We start from the raw sequence: 17,048 nt of genomic DNA on the forward strand, positions 1-17,048 counted from the left end.
ATGACATCTATGGCAAGCAATGACGACAGAAACGAAGCCCGCATGGGTTTCCTCAAGGCCGCTGGCTGGGACGCGGCGGAAGCGGCGCCGCTGGCGGGCGATGCTTCAACGCGCAGCTATCAGCGGCTGAAATTGTCGGGCCGGCCGGCGGTGCTGATGATCGCGCCCCCGGGCGCCGAGGCGCCGGCCTGTCCCCCAGACGCGGATGAGGGCGCGCGCCGGGCGCTTGGCTATAACGCCATGGCCCGCCTCGCCGGACCTAATCTCAACGCCTTTGTCGCCTTGTCGCAGGCGCTGCGCGAAGCGGGCCTTTCGGCGCCGGAAGTCTATGCGTCGGATGCTGGTGCGGGCTTTGCGCTGCTGGAAGATCTTGGTGACGATCTGTTTGCGCGGGTCGTCGCCCGCGTCGATGAGCAAACGCTTTATCGCGCGGCGATCGATGCGCTGGCTGTGCTGCATGAGCGCGCGCCGGCAAAGCCCGCCGGCGCCGGATATGTCATGCTGGATTATGATCCGCTGGCGATGGAAGCCGAGACGGCGCTGCTGATGGAATGGTATTGGCCGCTGAAGAAAGGCGCGCCTGCGCCGGAAGCTCTGCTTACGGAATATCTGGGCTTGTGGCGGGAAACCCTTGCGGGCCTGTCGGCGCCCCATGCTTTTGTGCTGCGCGATTATCATGCGGAGAACCTCTTATGGATGCCGGACCGGGCGGGCGTTGAAAAAGTCGGGATCATCGACTTTCAGGATGCGCTTTACGGCCACGGCGCTTATGATCTGGTCTCCTTGCTGGAAGATGCGCGCCGCGATGTGGCCCCGTCGCTGGCTGACGCCATGATTGCTTATTATCTGCAGGTCTCGGGCGCTGAAAAGGCCGCCTTTTTAAGGGATTACGCGATCCTCGCCGCGCAGCGGAACGCCAAGATTCTGGGCATTTTCGCGCGTCTCGCCAAGCGCGATGAGAAGCCCCGCTATCTCGATTTGCTGCCGCGGGTCGAGGCGCATTTCACCCGCGATCTGGCGCGCGAAGACATGGCGGCGATGCGCGGCTTCTTCTCGAAACATTTGCCGGATCTTGTGTCATGACCGCGATGCCCAATACTGCAATGGTGCTTGCCGCCGGCCTTGGCACGCGCATGCGTCCGTTGACGGAGCATATGCCGAAGCCGCTGATCAAGGTGGCGGGCAAGGCGTTGATGGATTACGCGCTGGACCGTTTCGCTGCGGCGGGCGTTGCGCGCGCGGTGGTGAATGTGCATTACCTCGCCGATCAGGTTGAAGATCATGTGCGCCGCCGTGGCGCGCCGGAAATCATCATTTCCGATGAGCGCGATGTGTTGCTGGAAACCGGCGGCGGCCTGAAACACGCCCATGCCGCGCTCGGTGACGAGCCGGTTTTCTGCACCAATACGGATGCGATCATGATCGATGCGGAAGGCGGGGAAGAAGCCTGCGCGATGCTCGCCGCCCAATGGGACGCGGCGGCGATGGATGCGCTGTTGTTGCTCGTGCCGATTGAACGCACCAGCGGCTATGACGGGCGCGGCGATTTCGATCATGCCGATGACGGACAAATCAAGCTGCGACCCGGCGAAAGCGCGCCTCATGTCTTCACCGGCCTGCAGATCATTTCTTCGACATTGATCGCGGAAGGCCCCGACGGGCCGTTTTCAACGCGCATTCTCTGGGACAAGGCCGCCGCGCGCGGGCGCCTTCACGGCGCTATCTATAGCGGCGACTGGCTGCATGTGGGCGATGCGGAAGGCCTCGCCGCGGCGGAAGCGCGCTTGTCCGACATGGCCGGGCGACGCTGATGGCGGGCGGCGTCTTCACCGCGCCGGCGCCCCGGTTTTACTCCATCGCTTCCGGGCGGCCGTTCCTCACCGATCTTGCGAGGGAATTGACCGCCTCGATAAAGGGCGCCGGTTTCGAACTGCCCGACGCGACGATTTACCTGCCGACGCGGCGGGCGGCGCGGGCCCTGGCGGCGGCGTTTCTTGAGGCCTCGGGCGCAAGCGCCGCCCTGACGCCCCATATCAAGGCGCTGGGCGACATCGATGAAGATGAATTCGCAATCGGCGACGAGTTGTCCGGCACGGTTGAAGATGAACTGGCCTTCGCGCCCGCCGTGCCTTCCGCCGAGCGGCTTTTATTGCTGGCGCGCCTGATCGCGGAAAAAGAGAAAAATTATTTCGACGGTCAGCGCCATTGGGCGGGGGCTATCTCCGCAGCGGGCGAACTCGGCCGCTTGCTCGATTCTCTTTATACGGAAGAGGTCGATCCGGAAGCATTGAAAGCGCTGACGCCGGACCATCTCGCCAAACACTGGCAGGACTCGCTGGAATTTCTGGAAATCGTCACCAAGCTCTGGCCGGACCATCTCGCAAGCGAGGGGCTTGCCGATCCGGCGGCGCGGCGCATTGCGCTGATTGATGCGCAGACAAAGCGCTGGGCGGCGACGCCGCCGTCAAAACCGGTGATTATCGCCGGCACCACCGGCTCCACCCCGGCGGTGGCGCGCATGATGAAGCTTGTTGCGGGTTTTCCCTTTGGCTGCGTTGTCTTGCCGGGGCTCGATCTCGCCGCGAGCGCCCATGTCTGGGATGCGGTTGACGAGCCGCATCCGCAAAGCGGGCTCAAAGCGCTGCTCGATGCGCTGGAGATTGCGCGCGACGCGGTGAACCCGTGGCCGGGCAGCGAGACCCAAAACCATCGCGCCGGACTGATCACCGTAGCCTTGCGCCCGGCGGATGCGTCTGATGACTGGCGCGAATGGGCTGAAGCCGCGAAGGCCGCCGGTCCCGACATCACCTCCGCCTTGCACGGATTATCCTTGATCGAGGCGCGCGACGAAGATGAAGAAGCCGGGATCATCGCGCTGAAATTTCGCGAGGCGATCGAGACGCCGGGGCGCAGCGCCATGCTGGTGACGCCGGACCGCGATCTCGCCCGCCGTGTGTCCATGAAGATGCGCCGCTGGGGCGTCAATGTGGATGACTCCGCCGGTGCGCCTTTCGCCAATACGCCTTGCGGTGTTTATCTGCGGCTCGTTGCGGCGTGGCTGTGCGATCCGGCGGACCCGGTGCGGCTTGCGGCGATGATCGATCATCCGCGTTTCGGCGGCGGGCTTGAAGAAGCGAAGCGCTATCTGGCGGTGCGCAAGATCGATCATGGCTTGCGCGGCTTGCGTCCGCGCGACGGGGTGGCGGGCGTGCGCGCGCGGCTGACCGCCGCGAATGTGCTGTCGGAAAAGGCGCTGTCGGAAGACGTGATTGCGATTGTCGATTTGCTGGCGCAGGCCGCCGCGCTCTGGCCGCCAGAGGATGCAGGTTTTCTCGCCCGTTTCGAAGCGCATCTGGCGGCGGCGGAACTGTTGAGCGCCAGCGCGGAAGAGGCGGGCGCTGAGCGGTTATGGCGCGGCGATGATGGCGAAGCCGGGGCATTGCTGCTGGCGCAATTGCGCGTCGGCCTGCCTTGGATCGTGCATGATGCGCCGTCGGAATATGCCGATATTTTTGCGCGCCTGATCGCCAGCGGCGCCGTGCGCCGCCGCGTTCCGGCCCATCCGCGCCTGTCGATACTCGGCCCGCTGGAAGCGCGCATGCAGAGCGCCGATCTGGTTATTCTCGGCGGGCTGAATGAGGGCGTCTGGCCGCGCGATGCTGCTATCGATCCGTTCCTGTCGCGGCCCATGCGCAAGGATCTGACGCTGCCCTCGCCGGAACGGCGCATCGGGCTCGCCGCACATGATTTTGCGCAGCTCGCCGCCGCGCCGGAAGTGGTGCTGACCCGCGCGGGCCGGGCCGCCGGCAAGCCGACCAAACCCTCGCGCTGGATCGTCCGTCTCAGGAACATCTTGAGCGGCGCCGGTTTGCTGGACGGTGTTGACCAGTCCGCCGGGTTCTCGGCGCTGGCGCATAAACTCGATGAACCGCAGGCCATCACGCCCATCGGCCCGCCGCATCCGGCGCCGCCCGTCGCGGCGCGGCCGAAGTCGCTCTCGGTGACGCAGGTCGAGAAGCTCCTGCGTGATCCCTATTCGATTTACGCGCAGAAAATTCTGGGGCTTCGAAAGCTCGATCCCTTGGGCGAAGAGTTCAGCCCGCGCTATCTGGGCAATCTGTTCCACAAAGTGCTTGAAGATTACGCAAAGGAACCGCCGCCGGAGACGCGCGAAGCCCAGATTTCAAGGCTTGAAGAACTCTTCGCAGCCGATGCGCAAGAGCATGGTCTCGATGCGTCCCATCACGCGTTCTGGCGCGCGCGCGCCGAGGCCGCGTTTGAATTTCTTGCAGATTGGGACGCGGCCCGGCGGCAGGCGGGCGTTCCCGCCGTCACCGAAGGCAAGGGCGCAACGCAAATCGATGTCGCCGGTGAAGAATATGAATTGACCGCGCGCGCTGACCGTATCGACCGGCTCAGTGACGGATCGGCGTTCATTGTCGATTACAAGACCGGCGCCCCGCCGAGCCTTGAACAGGCGCAGGCCTTCTCTCCGCAATTGCCGCTCACCGGTCTGATTATCGAAGCAGGCGGGTTCGAGGCGTTGGGCGCCGCGCGGGTCGCTGGGTTTGAATATGTGCGCGTGATTTCCCGCAAGCCGGGGGAGAAATTCGCCGGCGCCGAGGGCGACGACGCGGCGGGCTTTATCGCCGAGGCGCGCGACGGGCTGGTCAAGCTGTTCGCCCATTTCGCCGATGGGGCGCAGACCTATCCCTCGCAGCCGCGCCCGCAATTCGTCAATGAATATGGCGATTTTGACCATCTCGCCCGGCGCCGCGAACGCAGCGCGCAAGGCGGCGAGGCTGGCGATGGCGATAGCGGAGGCGGCGAATGACCCCGCTTGAAGAAACCACCAACAACCAGCGTCTGGCGGCCGACCCTGAGCGCTCGGTTTTCGTCATGGCCAATGCGGGCTCCGGCAAGACGCGCGTGTTGACCAACCGCGTGGCGCGGCTGTTGCTCGCCGGCGCGCCGCCGGAAAAAATTCTCTGTATCACCTTCACCAAAGCCGCGGCGGCGGAAATGGCCGAGCGGCTATTCTCCGTACTCGGAAAATGGGCGCTCGCCAGTGATGAAGAACTGATCGAGGCGCTGAAGGAACTGGAAGGCAAAGGCGCGCCGGAAAAATCCGCCAAAGATCTCGCCCATGCGCGGCGGCTATTTGCGCGCGCGCTTGAAACGCCGGGCGGGTTGAAGATCCAGACTATCCATTCCTTCTGTGAAAGCGTGTTGCGGCGGTTCCCGATTGAGGCGGGCGCGCCGCCGGGCTTTACCGTGGCGGAAGATGCGCAAGCGGGCGCTTTGCTGAATGAGGCGCTGGACCGGCTCGCCGCCGTCGCGCTGAACGATGCGGGCTTGCGCGCTGATTTCGACCGGCTTTCTTTAAAGCGCAGCGAGCGCGATTTGCGCGCCTTGCTGCTCGGCGCCGGCAAGGGTCCGGAAGATGTGGACGCCGCAGCGGCGGCTTTGGCGCGCGCGCTCGGCATTTATCCTGTGTTAAGCGCGGATCAGGTGATGGCGGCGTTTATCGCGGAGCTCTCAACAGAAGAATTGCGCCGCGCGCATGACGGTCTCGCCGCCGAGGGCAAAAACCCGCAAGATGCAGCGCGGCGGTTGTCGCCCTTTTTCACGGCTAAGGACACGGCCTTGAAATGGGCGGCGTTGTCGTCGTTTCTGCTGACGGGAACCGGCACGCCCCGAAAAGCCATCGCCACCGCCGCCACCGACAAGCACGACCCTTGGGTGAAGCCCTATCTGGAGACCCTCAAGGAGGTGTTTTTCGCCGAAGTCCAGGCGCTTAAAGCGCTCGACATTTATCAGGACACGATAGCTTTGCTGCGTCTGGTGAGCGGCTTGCGCGCGAATTACGCGGCGGCGAAGGCGGCGCGCGCGCAGCTTGATTTCGATGATCTCATTGAGCGCGCCCAGCGCCTGTTCCAGCGCACCGAAGCCGCCTGGATCATGTACAAGCTCGACACCGGCATTGACCACATATTGATTGACGAGGCGCAGGACACTTCGCCGGGTCAGTGGACAGTGGTTGAAAATCTGTTTGCGGATTATTTTTCCGGCGCGGGCGCGCGGGACGCCTTGCGCAGCTTCTTCGCGGTCGGTGATTTGAAGCAGTCGATCTATTCTTTTCAGGGCGCCGATGTGCGGCTGTTCACGGAAAAGGAGCATGATCTCGGGCAGCAGCTCGGCGCGGTCACGGATTACAAAAACATTCCGCTTTCCATGTCGTTCCGCACGGTGGAGCCGGTGCTGTCCTTCGTTGATGCGGCGTTTGATGATCGTGCGGCGACCGAAGGGCTGGGCGCCTATCCCATTCCGGCGCATGGGGTTTGCCGTGAAGGCGCGGCGGGCCTTGTGGAATTGTGGCCGCTGACGCCGCGCCCGGAAAAACTCGAGGTCAATCGATGGGATGCGCCGGTGGATGCGCCCGAAGCCGATCATCCGGTGCGGGTTTTGTGCGACCGGGTTGCGGCGCAGATCAAGGGCTGGCTCGATAAGGGCGAGATTCTGGAATCGCGCGGGCGGCCCTTGCGCGCCGGCGACATCATGATTTTGGTGCAGACCCGCGGCGCGCTGTTCCGCGATGTCATTCAGCGCCTGTCGGCGGCGGGCGTGCCGGTCGCCGGGCCGGACCGTTTGAAGCTGGCGGAAGACCCGGCGGTGGAAGATCTCATTTCCTATGCGCGCTTTGCGCTGACGCAGGATGATGATCTGTCCCTGGCGGAGATTTTGAAAAGCCCGCTTTTCGGCTTTGATGATGATGCGGATTTATTCGCATTGGCTCATGGCCGCGAAAAGAACGTGTCCTTGTGGTCCGCCTTGCGCCGGCGCGCGGAAGAACAGCCCCATTGGAAACGCGCGGCGGAAGAGATCGCGGCGGCGCGCATCGTCGCGCGCGGGCAGGGGCCTTACGCCTTCCTGTCGCATATTCTCGAAACCGGGGACCCGTCCGGGCGCAAGCGGTTTTTCGCACGGCTCGGTGAAGCGTCCTCCGATGCGATTTCGGAATTGTTGCGTCAGGCGCTTGATTTTGAAAACGGCAATCCGCGCAGCCTGCGCGAGTTTGTCGCCTGGTTCGACATGGCGTCGGGCGACATCAAGCGTGAAATGGAGCGCGAGAATGATTCCGTCCGTGTGATGACGGTGCATGGCGCCAAGGGCCTGGAAGCGGATGTCGTGTTTCTCCTCGATGCGCATCGCGAAGTCGATGTGAAGACTGTCGGGCCGTTGCTGGCGCCGCCGCGCGATGCGGGTTTGCCGGCGGGGGTTTCGCTGCTCTCCTGGTCGAAAGCCGGTGATGCGGCGATGGCGGAGGCGGCGCGCGAAGACCAGATTCGCCTGCAATATGAGGAATATCGCCGCCTGTTTTACGTCGCCGCGACCCGCGCCCGCGACCGGCTCTATATTTGCGGCGTAGAGCAGGGCAATCGCAAAGACCCGCAAAGCAAACCCATCGCCGAAAAGTCCTGGCATTCGCTCGCCATTGATGCGTTTGACCGGCTGGGCGAGCGGGTTGAGCGCGGCGATGAGCCCTTATGGAATGGCGGCGCGACGCCGGTATGGCGGCTGACCAGCGCGCAAACTGAAAAAGCCAAGTCCGATGATGACGCCGGGCCCCAAGTCGCGATCGCGACGCCGCCCTGGTTGTTCGCGCCTGCGCCCGCTGAGCCGCCGGTTTTGCGCCTGTCGCCGTCCAAGCTTGCTGGCGAAGAAGACAATGACTGGCGCGGCGACGCATCGGGCGCGGCCTATTCTCCGGCGTCGGGCGGCGACAAATATTTCCGTGGACGGACATTGCACCGGTTGCTTGAGTTGTTGCCGGATGTTGCGCCCGATGCGCGCGCATCGGCGGCGGACCGGTTGCTGGCGCGGCTGGCGCCGGATGTGGCCGAAGACGAGCGGGCGGCGTGGCGCGAGGAAGTGCTGCGCGTCATGACCGATCCGCAATTCGCTGACGTCTTCGCGCCCGGCTCCATGGCGGAGACCCCGATTGTCGGGCGGCCCAAAGGCGCGCCGGACGGCTTTGTCCTGAATGGTCAGATTGACCGGCTGGCGGTCAGCGAAGCTCGCGTTCTGGTTGTCGACTACAAAACCAACCGCCCGCCGCCGGCCCGGGCGGAGGATGCGGATGAGGCCTATATTGCTCAGCTCGCGGCCTATCGCGCGTTATTGCAGGAAATCTATCCCGCCCATGAGATCGTCTGCGCCTTGTTGTGGACCTATGATGCAAAGCTCATGGACATCCCGTCCGAAATGCTCGATCACGCCTTCGCGCGCATCCGTTTCGCGGGTTGAAACGACGCGCCGGAACGCTATCTTCATGCTTTCGAATTCAGGAGTATCCTTCATGGCCGCCAAAACCGTAACCGACGCAACCTTCTCCGCCGATGTGCTTGAATCCGGCGATACCGTGCTGATTGATTTCTGGGCGGAATGGTGCGGACCTTGTAAGCAGATCGCGCCTGCGCTTGATGAGATCGCGGCGGATTATGAAGGCAAGCTCACGGTCGCCAAGGTTAACATCGATGAAAATCCGGAAACGCCCGGCCGTTACGGCGTGCGCGGCATTCCGACCTTGATGATTTTTTCCGGCGGCGAACATATCGCCACCCGCGTCGGCGCTGCGCCGAAGAGCCAGCTCGCCAAATGGGTCGAGGATGTGCTGAAGGAAGCCGCCGCTTAAGCGTTCTCTGCGAGAACGTCACCCGCCAGATAGAGCGAGCCGCTGATGAGTATTCTCAGCGGCTCGTTTTTTTGTCCGCACACGCTGCTTTGACCGCCTCTTCCAAAGACGCGCAGACTTGCGTTTGCAGTCCGCCTTTGGCCGCCGCCGCAGCGACTTCCGCCGGCGCAAGCACGCCATCCTGTTGGGCGGCGACGCAATAAACCTTGCGGGCGAGTCCGGCGAAGGGCGCGAAATAGCCGCTGGCGTCCTTGTTCGCCTGCATGCCGGAAATCATCACCAGCGGTTTCGGGCTGCGCGCTTCGAGATCGGCCATCAAAGCGGCGATGGCGCGCCCCGCATGCGGGTTATGGCCGCCATCAAGCCAGATTTCAGGCTCCTCGCCGAGCCGCTCGCGGGCGAGGTCGATCAATGGACCTTTGGTCAGGCGCTGCATGCGGGCGGGCCAGCTCGCATTGGTCAGGCCTTTTGACAGGACGGCGTCATCAAACTTCAACCCGGCGGCGCGGATCGCGGCGATGGCGGTTCCGGCGTTTTCGAGTTGATGGGCGCCGGGAAGGCGCGGCAGATCAAGATCGCACAGCCCGTCATCGTCCTGATAGATCAATCGTCCGTGCTCGGATTGAACGGTCCATTGCTCGCCAAACGCGTGAATGCGCGCGCCCTTGCGCGTCGCATGGTCCTGCAGCGCCGCCATGGCTTCGGGCGACTGGCGCGACAGCACAGCGGGCGCGCGGCGGCGAAAAACGCCGGCCTTTTCCCCGGCGACTTGCAGTAGGGTATCGCCTAAAAACGCCTGATGATCGAGATCGACCGGCGTGACGACGGCGGCGAGCGGGTCGTCCATGACATTGGTGGCGTCAAGACGCCCGCCAAGGCCGACTTCGATCACCGCATAATCCGCCTTGGTTTCCGCAAAGGCGAGGAAGGCGGCGCAGGTCGTCATTTCGAAATAGGTGAGCGTGTCTTCGCCGACCATGGCGTCGACGCGTCCCAGCACATCGATCAGCGAGGCGTCGGAGATTTCCTTGCCGGCGACTACGATGCGCTCATTGAAACGCACCAGATGCGGCGAGGTGTAGACATGCACCGAATGTCCGGCGGCCTCCAGGATCGCGCGGATAAACGCAACAGTGGAGCCTTTGCCATTGGTGCCGGCGACATGGAAAAACGGCGGCAATTTCTTTTGCGGATCGCCCATCAGCGCCAGCGCGGATTTCACGCGGTCCAGCGACAGGTCAATAACCACAGGGCGGCGGTTCGCGATTTCCGCGAGCACGGTTTCAACGTCGCTCACGCGCGTTTTCCTTTGCAAAAGACTTCGGGAGTGTTGGGCCTATTCCGCAGCCTTGTCGAGCTTCGGCGCGGGCTTGGGCTTCGGCGCCGGTTTTTTCGCCAGGGTCAGCTTGACGGTTTTGCCGGCTGTTTCATTGGCGCCGCCGGGGCTTGCGGTCTGAAGGGCGGGGGGCGTGGCGGCGACAGGCGCCTGCCGGCGCTCCTTGACCAGCACGCGGATCAGTTTCGACAGCGTGGACTTCATGTCGGCGCGGCGCACGACCATGTCGACCATGCCTTTTTCTTCCAGGAACTCGGCGCGCTGGAATCCCTCAGGCAGTTTCTCGCGGATCGTTTGTTCAATGACGCGCGGCCCGGCGAAACAGATCAGGGCGCCCGGCTCGGCGAGATTGACGTCGCCCAGCATGGCGTAAGACGCGGTGACGCCGCCGGTGGTCGGGTTGGTCAGCACGACGATATAGGGAAGGCCCGCTTCCTTCACCATTTGCACGGCGATGGTGGTGCGCGGCATCTGCATCAGCGAAAGAATGCCTTCCTGCATGCGCGCGCCGCCTGAAGCGGCGAAGACGATCAGGGGAGCGCGGCGTTCGACGGCGGTCTCGGCGGCTTTCAGCATCGCCTCGCCAAGGGCCATGCCCATGGAGCCGCCCATAAATTTGAAATTCTGCACGGCGGCGACCACGCCGACGCCGTCAACCGTTCCGTAAGCGGCGCGCATGGCGTCCTGCTGGCCGGTTTTCTTGCGGTTCTCTTTGAGCCGGTCGGTGTATTTCTTTTCGTCGCGGAATTTGAGCGGATCCGTCATTGGCTCCGGCACGGCGATCTCTTCATAGGCGCCGTTGTCGAACAGCAGCGCCAGGCGTTCCGTCGGGCCAATAGCGAGATGGTGATCGCAGGACGGACAGACCTGATGCGCGGCGTCGAGATCGCGCTGGAAAATCATCTCGCCGCAACCGGGGCATTTCGACCACAAGGTGTCCGAATTGTCTTCTTTGGGCTTGAAGATGTTTTTGATGCCCGGAGGGATGTTGGAGAGCCAGCTCATATCCGACAGCGCTTTCTAGGTTACCTGTTACAGTCTGCGTGTAGTGAAACCGTCTGCGCTTTATGCGCGTGCGGCGCGGATCGCCCCCGAAATATCCTGCGCCAGCCTCAAAACCGCGTTAACGGCATTATCGGACTCGCCGGGGCTGGCTTCAAGGGCTTTAGCAAATTCGTCCACAAGAGCGGAGCCTACGACCACCGCATCGGCGAAGACCGCGAATTCCCGCGCTTTTTCACCCGTTTTGATGCCGAAACCAACCGCAGCGGGCAAGCCGGACGCATCGCGAATCCGGTCGAGGGCGGCTTTTACCGCTTCGCCCTGGCCAGCCGCCTTGCCGGTGATCCCGGCGACGGAGACGTAATAAACAAACCCCGAAGTGTTGCGGACCACGGCGGGCAGGCGCTCATCGTCGGTGGTGGGGGTCGCCAGGCGGATGAAATCAAGGCCGGCGGCGCGGGCGGGCAGGCAAAGCTCTGCGTCTTCTTCCGGCGGCAGGTCGACAATAATCAGCCCGTCGACCCCGGCCTCTCTGGCGTCGGCGACGAATTTTTCCGGCCCATAGGCGTAAAACGGGTTGTAATAGCCCATCAGGATGATCGGGGTGTCATTGTCCCCGGTCCGAAATGAGCGAACCATTTCAAGGGTCTTAACGAGAGTCTGTCCGGCTTTGAGGGCTCTGAGGCCGGCGGCGGCGATCGCCGGGCCGTCGGCCATCGGGTCGGTGAAGGCGACGCCCAGCTCAATCAGATCGGCGCCGGCGGCGGGCAGCTTTTTCAGCAGATCAAGGCTTGCCGCCCCGTCCGGGTCGCCCGCCATGATGAACGGAATGAAGGCGGCGCGGTTCTCGGCCTTGAGCTTGTCGAAACGGGCTTTGATACGGGACATGAAGGGGGCGCCTGCGCGGGGTTCGGGCTGTTGAAATCGAAGCCGCTTGCGTAACGCGCTGGCGGCGGATTGCAAGGAAAAGCTTGCGGGCTATACGAGGTGTTCCGGCTAGGGAGCAGGCATGAGCGGCGCGAGATCAGGATTGGCGGGGCGGGCGGCGCTGGGCGCGATCTGGCTGTATCGGCGCAGTCTGTCGCCCTTCTTCTACGCGCTTGGCGTCAGGTGCCGGCATGAGCCGAGTTGCTCGCAATATGCGGCCGAAGCCTTTCGCACGCATCATGCGGGCCGCGCCTTCTGGCTCAGCCTTTCGCGCGTGCTGCGCTGTCATCCTTTCGGGTCGCACGGATTTGATCCGGTGCCGGAGGATGCGCCGCAGGTCGGCTGGAAATTCTGGAAGCTTGGGGATTGGGCCTGGACGGAAAGAAACGGGCCGCGCCAAAAAAACGGAGCGGCGAGAACGCCGCTCCGCCTGCGGAATAACAACGCCATTATTTCCGCAGATAGCTCATGGACGGGCCGGGCCGCCCGACAAAGCATGACTTGGTGAAGCCGTAATGTTTGATCACGTTGATCACTTCCTGGGCTTCCGCCTGTGTCGGGGCCTTGAAGGCGTAGTGGCTTTCATCGGAGACGATGGTGAAATGACTGCCTGAATTCTTGATCGACAACCCGTTCGGATTAATCCCGACACAGTCTTCGCCGGACAGGGCGCCAGCCGGCGCGCTATTGTCGCTCAGCCAATATTCAAGCGAGGCGTCGGGGCGGCCGACAAAGCACTGCTTGTTCATGCCGTAATGCTGGACGATGGTTTTGGCGCGATCCATTTCAGATTTGTTGTCGCCCGCATCGAGCATCCACATGGAGCCTTGCACCAGTTTCCAGTTACCGTTCTTTTTCGAGACGGATACGGCGTCCGGATTAAATCCGATGCAATCCTCCTTGAACGGAAGGATCGGTTTCGCGATGACGGGTCCTGCGATCACCGGCCCCGCGATCACCGGACCGCCGGGCAGGGGCCGCGCGATCAGGGGCGCCTTTTTCAGCGAGGCGTGCATGACATAGTCATCGCGGCCGCTGGAATCGGTGAAATGCGTATAGACATGAGCGCGCAAGGTGCTGCCGGCGCGCCCGTCGAGCACCACGGTTTTGGTGGCGAAGCCCTGATTGAAGGTGGCGATGATCGCTTCGGTGTTTGACGCGGCGTCGGTCGCCGCGGAGTCGGAATAAGCGATAGCCGGCGCGGCGCCCCAGTCGCACGGATTTGGCGAACATTGGCCCTTAATCGCGACGTTGAGCGCGCCGCCGCTTTGCGAAATCGAAAGGCTTTCCAGTTCGCCGGCGTTTTTTGTCCAGGCGCCGGTCCACTGGTTCAACGGCATGCCCGCATGGGCGGATGTGATGGTGACAATGGCTGCGGCGCCCGCAGCGAGTGCTTGCTTGATCATGGTTTTCTCCCCTGTTGATCGTGACAGCGACCTCTCTCAAATCGCCGTCTGCAAGGGAGAAGGTCGGCGTCAAAGGTGACGCAAATGCGGCGGCGAAGGGGAGATATGACGAACGCTGTGACGCCCGTCACATAAAAACAGGGCGGCGAAAAAGCCGCCCTGTCTCCGTCATTTATGTGCGCGCCTATTGCAGGTTAGAGCGGCAAAATTTATCGGTGCGGTTGAACATCTCTGTCAGATCTTCGTCGGACCAGGTGACGATCCCGTGCGCGGTATCGCGGTATTCGTGATACTCCACGGTCTTGCCGGCGTTTTTCAGCGCCTTGGCGAATATCCGTGATTGCTCGACAGGCACCACGAAGTCGTCCGCGCCATGAAAGAGCAGAACGGGCATGCCGACTTTGTCGGTGTTGTAAAAAGCGGAATGAGCGCGCAGATCGTCGCGATCATCTGACGGGTTGCCGATCCCGGTTTCCCAATATTCATAGCCCGCGCGCGAACCGCCGCGTGTCGGATGCTCTTCACGCACGGAGCGCTCAAGGTCGGAGACGCCTGCGGTGCTGATTGCTGCTGAGAAATAGTCTGTATTGAGAAAAGATGCGGTCATCGCGACATAGCCGCCATAACTCCACCCGTAAATGCACATGTTTTTCTTTTTCGCCAGCCCCCGGTCAATCAGCGTTTGGGCGCTTTCGATGACGTCTTTTTGCATGCGCTTGCCCCATTGGCGGTGACCTGACTCGACAAAGTCCTCGCCATATCCCGCAGAGCCGCGAAAGTTTGTCTGGATGACGCGGTAGCCCCGGCTGGCGAAAAACTGTGCGAACCGGTCATAGGCGAAATAATCGCGGGCCTGCGGCCCTCCATGCGGCATGACAATCAGCGGCGCCGGTGCGTTCTCCGCCCCTTTTGGGTGCGTGACATAGGACGTGATGACGACGCCGTCACTCATTGGCGTGCGGATGATTTCCGCCGGGCTCAGATGGTCGACGAGTTCGGGGCGTCCGGAAAACTGGAAATCGACTGACATGGATTTGCGGTTGAAGGTGTAAAAGTCACCTGGTTGTTGCGGGCCGTCCGCGCGCAGCAACCAAGTCTGCCGGTCTTTGCTGATGTCGAGAACATTAAGGCTCGTGGCGGCGCCGAAATAGTCCTGCAGGCCGCTGACAATCGCTTGTTCTTCCGCGTCGACAAAGGCGATTTCGAACTTGTCGACGGCGAAGCGCGCGCCTTCATAAAGCCCGGTATAAGGATTGACGAGCGCATCGGTGACGTCAACCTCCGGGTGCTCGAAGAGTGTGTTCGTGAAAGTTCGCGTGTTGATGTCGTATTCGTGAATAGCCATTCGGTCTTCACCGGGCGCTTGTGCAATCACAGTGTATTTGCCCGGTGCGATGGGCGCGATCGGCTGGAACTTTGCGGGCTCATTGGCGAGGCTGCTGATCGCCTGCTCGAAGATCTCGTCCCACGACTTTCCGCCGTCCGTGCTGAGAAACGTGCGAAGGATCGTTCCTCTCCGGTTTGTCCGTATTTTGAAAACCGGCTTTCCGGCGCCGTCCAGGCGCCAGTCAAGCGTGTCGCTTTCGCCGACCGCGAGACGGTCGGTCGCGCCTGTCGTCACATTGACTTTGTAGACGCTGAGGCCGGAGGCGCCGCCGCCCGGTCCGGTCATGATCACATTGTCTTCGTCTGACCCGTCTATTTGCAGGATGCTGGGCGTGAATAGGAGGCTGCGATCATCGTCATCAAAGAGGCGCACCATGTCTGTGGCGTCGCGGTCGAAGGAGAACACATTCACTTTCTGGAATTCCGCGCTCCATCCGAAACCGCGGCCCTTGACCGGCGCCCGCGCCGCCAGAATGAAGCGCTGGTCATTGGCCCAGGTCAGTCCGACCGCTCGGACGCGTTGGGGCAGCGGGATGACCTTGGAATTTTTGCGGTCTTCAAGGTCAATAATGAGGATGACATGGTCTTCCTTTTGCGAAGCCGCATATCGAATGACGGCGATATAGCGCCCGCTTGGCGACAGCGCGGCCATCGGGACGCGCGGATGACCGAGATAATCGATCGCCCTGGGTGCGGCGGCGGCTGAAGCGCCGCCAAAGCTGGCGAAAACAAAAACAGCCGCCAAGGCGGCGTATTTCAAAATCCACATTTTACTAGCCCCATCTTTATGGGGGAAACGATAGTAAAACTGGCGAAGAGGTCAATGCAGGAATGTAGGGGGGATTTGCGTAACTACTTGTTGGCGCGATTGAAGGTCAGTGAAAAACCGCCCTCTTCGCCGTCTTCGACAAGAACAATATCGGCCTGCATCACATCCGCCTCGGGCATCCAGTAACGAATGGACTTCACTGTTTCTGATGGCGGATCGGCGGTGAAGGTGACATCGTTTTCCGCGACGCTTGTGAGCGTCAGCGTGGTCGGGCCGTCTTTCTCCCAGGTGGAAAAATCCGCATTGTAATGTTTGAACCGCATGGTGACGGCGTCTTCGTCTTGCGTGACAAGGATATATTCAAGCACCGCGAGTTCGCCGCCGGAAACGCCTCTGGCCATGGCTGTCATCACGCCCGCATCCGCAGGGAGCCAGGTTTCTTCGAAGGTGAAATCTTCGCTTCCGCCGCGCCATCCGCCTTCAAGAAAGGCGAGATCGTCCAGCGTTGGCGCGTCTTGCGCCGCTGCGCCGAAAGAAGCGAGCGCGGCAAACGCCGCCGCCAGCACGCCAGGATGTTTTGTCATGGATGTTTCTCCCCCGTCGAAGCGCCGTAAGAATGCTGCATCTACCGCGCCGCGTCATCCCCGAAGGCAGAGTTCGATGAAAAATATTGTGTTCGCCAGTTGCGCCGCCAAGCCGTTCTCCGGTCATGGCGATGCGCCGCTGGTCGCCGCTTTTGAGGCGAGAGGTTGCGTGGTGAGGGAGGCGGCGTGGAACGGCCCGCAAGACTCTTTCGCCGATGCGGATGCGATCGTCATCCGTTCGACCTGGGACTATCAGGATATGCCCGGCGCGTTTGACGCATGGCTCGCCTCGCTGGAGGGGCGGCGCGTCTTCAACGATCCGGCGCTGATGCGCGCCAATATGTCGAAACGCTATTTGCTGGATCTCGCCGCGCGGGGCGCACCCTTGCCGCCGACCCGCCTTGCCGCGCCCGATGCGGCGAGCATCGCCGCCGCCATGGATGCGCTGGGTCTCACAGAAGCGGTGGTGAAGCCGGAATATGGCGCCACGGCCAGCGGGCTGTCGCGCGTTCGCCGGGATGAGCGGACAGGCCTCGCGGCGGCGGCCGCCGCCATGGGGATGCCGGGACTGGTTCAGGCGCTGGTTCCGGAGATATCGACCGTCGGGGAGACCTCCTTCATGTTTATCGATGGCGGCTACACCCATGCGGTGACCAAACGCCCGAAATCGGGGGAAATCCGCTGTCAGGCGGAATTTGGCGGTCTTTCCGAGGCGGCGTCGCCGCCGGACTGGGCGGTGGAGGAGGCTCGGCGCATCCTCGCCCTGATCGGGGGCGATCCGCTCTACGCCCGGGTCGATGCGGTGCTTCTTGACGGGCGCATGCGGCTTATGGAAGTCGAACTCATTGAGCCTGAGCTGTTTTTCACCTATGCCCCAAGCTCGGCGGATCGCTTTGCGGACGCCCTTCTTCAACGCCTTTAGTCACGTCAGCAGAAACGAAGT

At 62.5% G+C, this 17,048-nt stretch carries 13 protein-coding genes; 7 read left to right on the forward strand and 6 right to left on the reverse strand.

Annotation, left to right across the window (positions count from 1 at the left end; genetic code table 11):
* The 5 genes from AC0L8G_RS03620 to trxA are packed head-to-tail and all read left to right on the forward strand — an operon-like array spanning position 1 to position 8,695.
* Positions 1-1,083, forward strand: coding sequence for an aminoglycoside phosphotransferase family protein (locus tag AC0L8G_RS03620; RefSeq protein ID WP_473386871.1), 1,083 nt, complete (start codon positions 1-3; stop codon positions 1,081-1,083).
* Positions 1,080-1,811: a nucleotidyltransferase family protein gene (locus tag AC0L8G_RS03625; RefSeq protein WP_473386873.1), complete on the forward strand. Its 732-nt coding sequence runs from the start codon at positions 1,080-1,082 to the stop codon at positions 1,809-1,811. Before AC0L8G_RS03620 ends, AC0L8G_RS03625 begins: the two co-directional genes overlap by 4 nt.
* A complete protein-coding gene (gene addB, locus AC0L8G_RS03630; RefSeq protein ID WP_473386874.1) occupies positions 1,811-4,834 on the forward strand; it encodes a double-strand break repair protein AddB in 3,024 nt (1,007 codons plus the stop codon). Before AC0L8G_RS03625 ends, addB begins: the two co-directional genes overlap by 1 nt.
* On the forward strand, positions 4,831-8,307 hold the full coding sequence (gene addA / locus AC0L8G_RS03635) for a double-strand break repair helicase AddA (RefSeq protein WP_473386877.1): 3,477 nt from the start codon (positions 4,831-4,833) through the stop codon (positions 8,305-8,307). The genes addB and addA overlap by 4 nt, the downstream gene beginning before the upstream one ends.
* 52 nt (positions 8,308-8,359) lie before the next feature.
* Complete coding sequence (gene trxA / locus AC0L8G_RS03640) at positions 8,360-8,695, forward strand: thioredoxin (protein ID WP_473386878.1); 336 nt, start codon at positions 8,360-8,362, stop codon at positions 8,693-8,695.
* Positions 8,696-8,750: 55 nt separating this feature from the next.
* On the opposite strand, the gene AC0L8G_RS03645 is transcribed toward trxA, so the two are convergent.
* The 3 genes from AC0L8G_RS03645 to trpA are packed head-to-tail and all read right to left on the reverse strand — an operon-like array spanning position 8,751 to position 11,921.
* Complete coding sequence (locus AC0L8G_RS03645) at positions 8,751-9,992, reverse strand: bifunctional folylpolyglutamate synthase/dihydrofolate synthase (protein ID WP_473386880.1); 1,242 nt, start codon at positions 9,990-9,992, stop codon at positions 8,751-8,753.
* Between the two features lie 39 nt (positions 9,993-10,031).
* Positions 10,032-11,036 (reverse strand): acetyl-CoA carboxylase, carboxyltransferase subunit beta, encoded by a 1,005-nt coding sequence (gene accD / locus AC0L8G_RS03650; RefSeq protein ID WP_473386882.1) that lies wholly within the window; start codon positions 11,034-11,036, stop codon positions 10,032-10,034.
* Between the two features lie 60 nt (positions 11,037-11,096).
* Positions 11,097-11,921 (reverse strand): tryptophan synthase subunit alpha, encoded by an 825-nt coding sequence (gene trpA / locus AC0L8G_RS03655; protein WP_473386884.1) that lies wholly within the window; start codon positions 11,919-11,921, stop codon positions 11,097-11,099.
* 121 nt (positions 11,922-12,042) lie between these two features.
* Here trpA and yidD point away from each other — a divergent pair, with 121 nt between their 5' ends.
* Positions 12,043-12,468 carry a membrane protein insertion efficiency factor YidD gene (gene yidD / locus AC0L8G_RS03660; protein ID WP_473386887.1) on the forward strand — a complete coding sequence of 142 codons (426 nt, stop codon included), beginning with the start codon at positions 12,043-12,045 and terminating at the stop codon, positions 12,466-12,468.
* Here the strand turns inward: yidD and AC0L8G_RS03665 are convergent.
* The 3 genes from AC0L8G_RS03665 to AC0L8G_RS03675 form a co-directional block, all read right to left on the reverse strand.
* A complete protein-coding gene (locus AC0L8G_RS03665; protein WP_473386888.1) occupies positions 12,410-13,366 on the reverse strand; it encodes a PH domain-containing protein in 957 nt (318 codons plus the stop codon). The genes yidD and AC0L8G_RS03665 overlap by 59 nt on opposite strands.
* A gap of 184 nt (positions 13,367-13,550) precedes the next feature.
* Positions 13,551-15,521, reverse strand: a complete 1,971-nt coding sequence (locus AC0L8G_RS03670) for an alpha/beta hydrolase family protein (RefSeq protein WP_473386889.1) — start codon at positions 15,519-15,521, stop codon at positions 13,551-13,553.
* An 83-nt stretch (positions 15,522-15,604) separates the two neighbouring features.
* Positions 15,605-16,105 carry a DUF6265 family protein gene (locus tag AC0L8G_RS03675; RefSeq protein ID WP_473386891.1) on the reverse strand — a complete coding sequence of 167 codons (501 nt, stop codon included), beginning with the start codon at positions 16,103-16,105 and terminating at the stop codon, positions 15,605-15,607.
* A 76-nt stretch (positions 16,106-16,181) separates the two neighbouring features.
* Here AC0L8G_RS03675 and AC0L8G_RS03680 point away from each other — a divergent pair, with 76 nt between their 5' ends.
* Positions 16,182-17,027, forward strand: a complete 846-nt coding sequence (locus AC0L8G_RS03680; RefSeq protein WP_473386893.1) for an ATP-grasp domain-containing protein — start codon at positions 16,182-16,184, stop codon at positions 17,025-17,027.
* Positions 17,028-17,048: the final 21 nt, after the last annotated feature.

The organism is Hyphococcus sp. D3-15 (assembly GCF_055809375.1).

What these genes read in the sequence shown, in the direction of transcription:
- AC0L8G_RS03620 (WP_473386871.1), top strand. Translation starts at nt 1, where the DNA reads ATGACATCTATGGCAAGCAATGACGACAGAAACGAAGCCCGCATGGGT.
- AC0L8G_RS03625 (WP_473386873.1), top strand. Translation starts at nt 1,080, where the DNA reads ATGACCGCGATGCCCAATACTGCAATGGTGCTTGCCGCCGGCCTTGGC.
- addB (WP_473386874.1), top strand. Translation starts at nt 1,811, where the DNA reads ATGGCGGGCGGCGTCTTCACCGCGCCGGCGCCCCGGTTTTACTCCATC.
- addA (WP_473386877.1), top strand. Translation starts at nt 4,831, where the DNA reads ATGACCCCGCTTGAAGAAACCACCAACAACCAGCGTCTGGCGGCCGAC.
- trxA (WP_473386878.1), top strand. Translation starts at nt 8,360, where the DNA reads ATGGCCGCCAAAACCGTAACCGACGCAACCTTCTCCGCCGATGTGCTT.
- accD (WP_473386882.1), bottom strand. Translation starts at nt 11,036, where the DNA reads ATGAGCTGGCTCTCCAACATCCCTCCGGGCATCAAAAACATCTTCAAG.
- trpA (WP_473386884.1), bottom strand. Translation starts at nt 11,921, where the DNA reads ATGTCCCGTATCAAAGCCCGTTTCGACAAGCTCAAGGCCGAGAACCGC.
- yidD (WP_473386887.1), top strand. Translation starts at nt 12,043, where the DNA reads ATGAGCGGCGCGAGATCAGGATTGGCGGGGCGGGCGGCGCTGGGCGCG.
- AC0L8G_RS03665 (WP_473386888.1), bottom strand. Translation starts at nt 13,366, where the DNA reads ATGATCAAGCAAGCACTCGCTGCGGGCGCCGCAGCCATTGTCACCATC.
- AC0L8G_RS03670 (WP_473386889.1), bottom strand. Translation starts at nt 15,521, where the DNA reads ATGTGGATTTTGAAATACGCCGCCTTGGCGGCTGTTTTTGTTTTCGCC.
- AC0L8G_RS03675 (WP_473386891.1), bottom strand. Translation starts at nt 16,105, where the DNA reads ATGACAAAACATCCTGGCGTGCTGGCGGCGGCGTTTGCCGCGCTCGCT.
- AC0L8G_RS03680 (WP_473386893.1), top strand. Translation starts at nt 16,182, where the DNA reads ATGAAAAATATTGTGTTCGCCAGTTGCGCCGCCAAGCCGTTCTCCGGT.